The following is a 7546-nucleotide window of genomic DNA, read 5'->3' as shown; positions in this document are numbered from 1 at the left end:
CCCCGCGTACGGCCGTCCCGCGTACGGCCGTCCCGCGTACGGCCGTCCCGCGTACGGCCGTCCCGCGTACGGCCGTCCCGCGTACGGCCGTCCCGCGTACGGCCGTCCCGCCTCCAGCGCGGTCAGGCGCAGGCCAGGTCCGCCGCGTTCCGGGCGCAGCCCCAGGCGACCGTGACGCCCGCGCCGCCGTGACCGTAGTTGTGGACCAGGCGGCCGCCCGACGGCAGCGGATCGGCGGCGATGCGGACACCGCCCGCCCGGGCGGGCCGCAGGCCCACCCGGTGGCCGAGGATCCGCGCGCCGGCGATCTCCGGCCGGATCCGGGCGCACCGCGCCACGATCTCCGCCGCCGTCGCCGGGTCGGGCTCACGCCGTTCGTCGCCCTCCTGCGCGGTCCCGCCCAGGATCAGCCGCCCCGGCTGCGGGAAGAAGTACGTCGTCTCGCTCGACGCCCCGTCGGCCGCCGTGAACCACTCCTCGATCCCCGGGTTCTCGACCAGCACCAACTGTCCCCGCACCGGCCGCAGCCCCGCGTCCGGTACGAGCTCCCTGGCGCCGAGCCCCGTGCAGTCCACCACCACCCGCGCCGACCGCGCCGCCTCGTCGAACCCGGTGACCGTCCGCTGCTCCACGACCCCGCCCGCCGCCTCGAGCCGCCCCCGCAGCCAGGACAGGTGGACCGGCATGTCGATCAGCGGCAGCCGCGCCGCGATCCCCGTGCCGTACGGCCCCGGCACCTCCGGGGCCGAGAGCTGCCGCAGCCCCGCGACCTCCCGCGCCCAGTCGCCCAGGTCGGCGAGGGCCGTGTCGGCGTGGACGCCGGGCACGACGCGTACCCCCGTCGCCACCGGATCGGCGCCGAGCTTCTCGTACACGCGGAGCGACTCCAGCGACCAGCCGCCCACCTCCGCCGCAGGCTCGATCCGGTACGGCCACCACAGCGCCCCCGCCACCGCGGAGGTCGTCGCCGTCACCGGGTCCCGGGACCAGACCCGTACCCGAAGGCCGCGCTCCGCCAGCGTCAGGGCCGTCGTCAGACCGATGACTCCGCCGCCCACCACGATCACGTCGTCGCTCATGGCCGGACGGTACCGGGACCCGTTCGGGCGCACCATGGCGCGTCGGGCCGGTGACATACGATGCATCCCCTGATGACTGCCACTCTCGTCGCCAAGGATCTCGCCGCCGGCCACGGCGAACGCTCCCTCTTCGCCGGCCTCGACCTCGTCGTCGCCCCCGGCGACGTCATCGGCCTCGTCGGCGTCAACGGCGCCGGCAAGTCGACCCTGCTGCGGCTGCTCGCCGGGCTCGACACCCCCGAGGAAGGCGAGCTGAAGCTCTCGCCGCCCACCGCCACCGTCGGCCACCTCCCGCAGGAGCCGGAGCGGCGCGAAGGGGAGACGGTCCGCGCGTTCCTGGCCCGCCGTACGGGCGTCGCGGCGGCGCAGGCCGCCATGGACGAGGCCACCCAGGGGCTGGTGGACGGCGCGCCCGGCGCCGACGACGCGTACGCCGTCAGCCTGGAGCGCTGGCTCGGCCTCGGCGGCGCCGACCTCGACGAGCGCGCCGAGGAGGTCGCCGAGAACCTCGGCCTGACCGTCGGCCTCGACCAGCCGATGACCTCGCTCTCCGGCGGCCAGGCCGCCCGCGCGGGTCTCGCCTCCCTCCTCCTCTCCCGCTACGACGTCTTCCTCCTGGACGAGCCCACCAACGACCTCGACCTCGACGGTCTGGAGCGGCTCGAAGCCTTCGTGCAAGGGCTGCGCGCCGGCACGGTCGTCATCAGCCACGACCGCGAGTTCCTCACCCGTACCGTCACCAAGGTCCTCGAACTCGACCTGGCCCAGCAGCAGATCACCCTCTACGGCGGCGGCTACGAGGCGTACCTGGAGGAGCGGGACACCGCCCGCCGGCACGCCCGCGAGGACTTCGAGGAGTACGCGGGCAGGAAGGCCGCCCTCGAGGCACGCGGCCACATGCAGCGGTCCTGGATGGACAAGGGCGTCAAGAACGCCCGCCGCAAGGCCACCGACGGCGACAAGCTCGGCCGCAACGCCCGCAGCGAGGCCAGCGAGAAGCAGGCCGCGAAGGCCCGCCAGACGCAGCGGATGATCGAGCGGCTCGACGTCGTGGACGAGCCCCGCAAGGAGTGGGAGCTGCGGATGGAGATCGCCTCCGCCCCGCGCTCCGGCTCGGTCGTGGCGACGCTGCGCGAGGCCGAGGTCCGGCGCGGCGACTTCCGCTTCGGGCCCGCGACCCTCCAGATCGACTGGGCCGACCGGGTCGCGATCACCGGCGCGAACGGGGCCGGCAAGTCGACGCTGCTCGCCGCGCTCCTCGGCCGGCTCGCGCTCGACGCGGGCGACGCGGTGCTCGGCTCGGGCGTCGTCGTCGGCGAGGTCGACCAGGCACGTGGGCTCTTCCACGGCTCGGAGTCGCTGCTCGACGCGTTCTGCGCGGCCGTCCCGGAGACCGAGCCCGCGGAGGTACGGACCCTGCTGGCGAAGTTCGGGCTCAAGGCGGCGCACGTGCTGCGGCCCGCCACCACGCTCTCCCCGGGCGAGCGGACCCGCGCCGCGCTCGCGCTCCTCCAGGGCCGGGGCGTCAACCTCCTCGTCCTCGACGAGCCGACGAACCACCTGGACCTGCCGGCAATCGAGCAGCTGGAGTCCGCGCTCGACTCCTACACCGGCACGCTCCTCCTGGTCACCCACGACCGGCGGATGCTCGACGCGGTCCGTACGACCCGCCGCGTCGAGGTCGCGGCCGGCAAGGTGACCGAACTCTGATGGGCGTCACCTTCGGCTGGGGCCCGACGGAGGCCTCGGCCCTCGCCCGGGACGCCGCGTGCCTGGTGGTCGTGGACGTCCTCTCCTTCACGACGGCGGTCGGCGTGGCCGTGGAGGGCGGTGCCGCCGTCTTCCCGTACCGCTGGAGGGACGAGACGGCGGCGCGGTACGCGGCCGACCGGGGCGCGGCCCTGGCCGTCGGCCGCAGCGAGGCCTCACCGACGACCCCGTGGACGCTCTCCCCGGCCGCTCTGAGGGCCGCCCCGCCGACCGAGCGCCTGGTCCTGCCGTCCCCCAACGGCTCCACGATCGCCGCCGGGGCGGGGGAGGCGACCGTGGTCGCCGCCTCGCTCCGTAACCGCACGGCGGTCGCCCGGTGGCTGGCCGGACACGGCTACGGCGGGGATTCCCGCCCGCTCGCCGTCGTCGCCTCGGGCGAACGTCATCCGGACGGCTCCCTCCGCCCGGCCCTGGAGGACCTGCTGGGCGCGGGCGCGGTCCTGTCGGCGCTGTGCGCCCTGGGCGCGTACGAGCTGACGGCCGAGGCGCGGGCGGCGGCCACGCTGTGGGAGGCGACGAAGGACCCGGTGGCGGAGCTGCACCGCTGCGATTCGGGGCGTGAACTGTACGAGTACGGCTATCCGCAGGACGTCGCGGTGGCCGCCGAGGTCGACACCTCGGAGACGGTCCCCGTCCTGAGGGACGGCGCATTCCAGGAGACACCATGACCGACCTGCTGACCCGGCTCACCGAGATGCTGGACGACCTCGACGCCGACGTCGACGAGACCATCGACCTCGCCGACGAGATCGCCGCCTCGGGCGACGCGGCGCTGCTGCCCCGGCTCCAGGCCGAACTGGACCGGGCCCTCGTCGAGCGCAACGCCTACGCCCGCGAACTCCTCGGCGGCGTCCTCGCCGCGATCGGCGGCCCGGACGCCCTGCCGGCGCTCCTGCGGGCCTCCTCGGTCGACCTCGGCGACGACCAGGACGCCCTGGCGACGGAGATCGTCGACCTGGTCCAGACCGACCCGTCCCGCTCCCGCGCCCTCCTGCAGCCCCTGACGGAGGACGACGACCTGACGGTGGCCAACCGAGCCGAATGGGCCCTGCGCTTCCTCCCGAACCCGTAACCCCTCCGCCCGGAGCGGTCTGTGGCTCCACCCGCAGTCGCCGACGGCGCGTCCCCCACCGCGGGGAGGCCCGCACCTGTGTTCACTCCGTTGTACGGGGGATGCGGGTGGGAACAGCGGGCCCGGCCGTCAGGCCGGGCCCGAACCGCGTCGGCGGCTCCGCCGCTTACCCCCGCCGCCCTCGTTCAGCAGGCCCGCCTTCCGCAGCGCGTCCGCCATCGCGCTGTTCGCGGGCGCCGGAGCCGAACCCGACCCCGATCCCGAGCGGGAGCCCTGGCCACCGCCCGCGCCCCGACGCTGCTGCGGCGGACGCCCCCCACGCTCCCGCCGCTCCTTCTGAGGCGCCCCCGCGTCCGCCCCCGCCGTCGCCTCGTCGTCGAGCCGCAGGGTCAGCGAGATCCGCTTGCGCGGGATGTCGACGTCCAGGACCTTCACCCGGACCACGTCACCCGGCTTCACCACGTCACGCGGGTCCTTCACGAAGGTCTTCGACATCGCCGACACGTGCACGAGCCCGTCCTGGTGCACACCGATGTCCACGAACGCCCCGAACGCCGCCACGTTCGTGACCACGCCCTCCAGGACCATCCCCGACACCAGGTCGCCGATCTTCTCGACGCCCTCCTTGAAGGTCGCCGTCCTGAACGCCGGCCGCGGGTCCCGACCCGGCTTCTCCAGCTCCCGCAGGATGTCCGTGACCGTCGGGAGACCGAACGTGTCGTCCACGAAGTCGTCCGCCCGCAACGACCGCAGCACACCCGTGTTGCCGATCAGCGACGCGACCTCGCCACCCGTCGTCTTCACCATCCGCCGCACCACCGGGTACGCCTCCGGGTGCACGGACGACGCGTCCAGCGGGTCGTCCCCGCCGCGGATCCGCAGGAAGCCCGCGCACTGCTCGTACGCCTTCGGGCCGAGTCGCGCCACGTCCTTCAGCGCCCTGCGCGAGCGGAACGGCCCGTTCGCGTCGCGGTGCGCCACGATGTTCTCGGCGAGGCCCGCGCCGATCCCCGACACCCGCGAAAGGAGCGGCGCCGACGCGGTGTTGACGTCGACACCGACACCGTTCACACAGTCCTCGACCACCGCGTCCAGCGAACGCGACAGCTTCACCTCGGACAGGTCGTGCTGGTACTGCCCCACGCCGATCGACTTCGGGTCGATCTTCACCAGCTCGGCCAGCGGATCCTGCAGCCGCCGCGCGATCGAGACCGCGCCGCGCAACGAGACGTCCAGGCCCGGCAGTTCCTGCGAGGCGAAGGCCGACGCCGAGTACACCGAGGCGCCCGCCTCCGAGACCATCACCTTCGTGAGCTTCAACTCGGGGTGCTTGGCGATGAGTTCACCGGCGAGCTTGTCGGTCTCGCGGGAGGCCGTGCCGTTGCCGATGGCGACCAGCTCGACCGCGTGCTCCTTCGCGAGCCGCGCCAGCTTCGCCAGCGACTCGTCCCACCTGTTCGCCGGGACGTGCGGATGGATCGTGTCGGTGGCCACGACCTTGCCCGTACCGTCGACCACGGCCACCTTGACACCCGTACGGTAGCCGGGGTCCAGGCCCAGCGTCGCCCGCGTCCCCGCCGGGGCGGCGAGCAGCAGGTCGCGCAGGTTCGCCGCGAAGACCCGGACCGCCTCGTCCTCGGCGGCCGTCCGCAGCCGCAGCCGCAGGTCGATCCCCAGGTGGACCAGGATCCGGGTCCGCCAGGCCCAGCGGACCGTGTCGAGGAGCCACTTGTCGCCCGGACGCCCCCGCTCGGCCACACCGAAGCGCGCGGCGACCATCCCTTCGTACGCGGACGGCCCGGGCGTCTCCGACGGCTCCTCCGGCTCCAGCTCCAGGGTGAGGACGTCCTCCTTCTCGCCGCGCAGCATCGCGAGGATCCGGTGCGAGGGGAGCGCGGTGAACGGCTCGGCGAAGTCGAAGTAGTCGGCGAACTTCGCGCCCGCCTCCTCCTTGCCCTCCCGCACCTTGGCCGCCAGCCGGCCCCGGCCCCACATCCGCTCCCGCAGCTCGCCGATCAGGTCGGCGTCCTCGGAGAACTTCTCCGTGAGGATGGCGCGGGCGCCCTCCAGGGCCGCCGCCGGGTCGGCGACGCCCTTGTCGGCGTCCACGAAGGCCGCGGCGGCCGCGGCCGGCTCCACCGACGGGTCGGCGAGCAGCCCCTCCGCCAGCGGTTCGAGACCGGCCTCGCGGGCGATCTGCGCCTTGGTGCGGCGCTTGGGCTTGAAGGGCAGGTAGATGTCCTCAAGCCGGGCCTTGGTGTCCGCGGCCCGGAGCTGGGCCTCCACCTCGGCCGTCAGCTTGCCCTGCTCCCGTACGGAGTCGAGGATGGCGGTCCGCCGGTCCTCCAGCTCCCGCAGATAGCGCAGCCGCTCCTCCAGCGTCCGCAGCTGCGCGTCGTCGAGCATCTCGGTCGCTTCCTTGCGGTAGCGCGCGATGAACGGCACGGTCGAGCCGCCGTCGAGCAGCTCGACGGCCGCCCTCACCTGTCGCTCACGTACGCCGAGTTCCTCGGCGATCCTGCCTTCGATGGACGTCGTCACGGTGTCCCGACTCGCCTTCTCGTGCCTCAAGCTTGCGAGTGCATTGTGCCGTCTTCCCCTCCGGAACCCCGCACGTGCCCCGGCCCCGCCGTGTCCGCGACGATCCGGTCAGCTCTTGTCGGCGAGGTCCGCCGGGAAGGCGCCGGCCAGGAAGGCCGCGTTGCGGAAGGCCTTGCCCAGCTCCGTCAGGCGCTCGACGCCCGCCGAGCCCAGGTGCTCGTACGGAGCGGTGTCCAGGCGGTCCGTCTGCTCCTCCAGCGCCTCGCGCAGCGCCGTGCCCTCGGCGGTGAGTTCGCCCTCCGCGTCGAGCAGCCCGCGCCCCCGCAGCCGCTCGGCGGCGGCGTCCCAGTCGGCACGGCCCCAGCCCCGGCTGCCCAGGGCCCAGCGCGGGTTCATGCCCATGCCCGTGGCCGTGTGGCTGACCATCGCCTCCAGCGGGTCGAGGCCCACGGTCAGCAGGGCCGCGAGGTGGCCGTCGCCCCGGTGCTCACGCAGCAGCGTCGCGGCGTGCCAGTACCGCAGGTGCGGTGCCTCGGGGACCGGCAGGTCGGCGTGGGCCGAGTAGAGCGGCCGGGCGTGCCGGGTGCATGCCTCGGTGGCGCGCAGGGCGAGCTCGGCGGCCTCCGCCATCTCGGCCGAGGCGATCGCCTCCTCGCCGAGGAGACGGCGCAACGTGCTGTCCACGGCCCGCAGCCGCGCCGCACCCACCTCGGCGGGCGAGGCGATGTCCCAGACGGCGGGCAGGTGCCGGGCGAGCAGCTCGACGTTGTAGTTGGAGAAGGCCGCGGCGACGGTACCCGCGCCGACGGCCCCCATCGCGGCGCTGCGCGAGGCGAGCCGCATCGCCGACGGGTCCTCGAAGCCCAGCGCCCGGAACTCCGTCTCCAGGTCCGGCGAGAAGTACACCGTGGAGTGCAGCGGGTTGAGCATGTGGTGGCAGCGGCGGCCCGCGCGGGGCGGCAGAGAGGTCATGGAACGAACGTTACCGACTGGTCGGTACGACCGGAAGTCCGGGGCCTTCCCGTGCCCCGCGTGGCAGGAAAGGTGGGTTCTTCGTCATTGCGGCCGTCCCGCGGCCCCCGAA

General features: G+C 74.2%; 6 protein-coding genes. 3 read left to right on the top strand and 3 right to left on the bottom strand.

Annotated features, from left to right (window positions below):
• Positions 1–122: 122 nt before the first annotated feature.
• Positions 123–1079, bottom strand: a complete 957-nt coding sequence (locus tag ACWF79_RS29975) for an NAD(P)/FAD-dependent oxidoreductase (RefSeq protein ID WP_453731304.1) — start codon at positions 1077–1079, stop codon at positions 123–125.
• A gap of 72 nt (positions 1080–1151) precedes the next feature.
• Here ACWF79_RS29975 and ACWF79_RS29970 point away from each other — a divergent pair, with 72 nt between their 5' ends.
• Genes ACWF79_RS29970 through ACWF79_RS29960 form a run of 3 tightly spaced genes read left to right on the top strand, consistent with a single transcriptional unit; the run spans position 1152 to position 3921 of the window.
• A complete protein-coding gene (locus tag ACWF79_RS29970; RefSeq protein ID WP_453731303.1) occupies positions 1152–2789 on the top strand; it encodes an ABC-F family ATP-binding cassette domain-containing protein in 1638 nt (545 codons plus the stop codon).
• Entirely contained in the window at positions 2789–3517 is a 729-nt protein-coding gene (locus ACWF79_RS29965; RefSeq protein ID WP_453731302.1) for a 2-phosphosulfolactate phosphatase, read from the top strand. Before ACWF79_RS29970 ends, ACWF79_RS29965 begins: the two co-directional genes overlap by 1 nt.
• Positions 3514–3921, top strand: coding sequence for a hypothetical protein (locus tag ACWF79_RS29960; RefSeq protein WP_453731301.1), 408 nt, complete (start codon positions 3514–3516; stop codon positions 3919–3921). Before ACWF79_RS29965 ends, ACWF79_RS29960 begins: the two co-directional genes overlap by 4 nt.
• Before the next feature lie 129 nt (positions 3922–4050).
• Here ACWF79_RS29960 and ACWF79_RS29955 read toward each other — a convergent pair whose 3' ends face one another.
• Positions 4051–6462: a Tex family protein gene (locus ACWF79_RS29955; protein WP_453731300.1), complete on the bottom strand. Its 2412-nt coding sequence runs from the start codon at positions 6460–6462 to the stop codon at positions 4051–4053.
• 108 nt (positions 6463–6570) lie between these two features.
• Positions 6571–7434, bottom strand: coding sequence for an SCO6745 family protein (locus ACWF79_RS29950; protein WP_453731299.1), 864 nt, complete (start codon positions 7432–7434; stop codon positions 6571–6573).
• Positions 7435–7546 lie beyond the last annotated feature (112 nt).

This window comes from Streptomyces sp. NPDC054975 (assembly GCF_053609105.1).
This window is presented reverse-complemented; position numbering and strand designations above follow the sequence as displayed.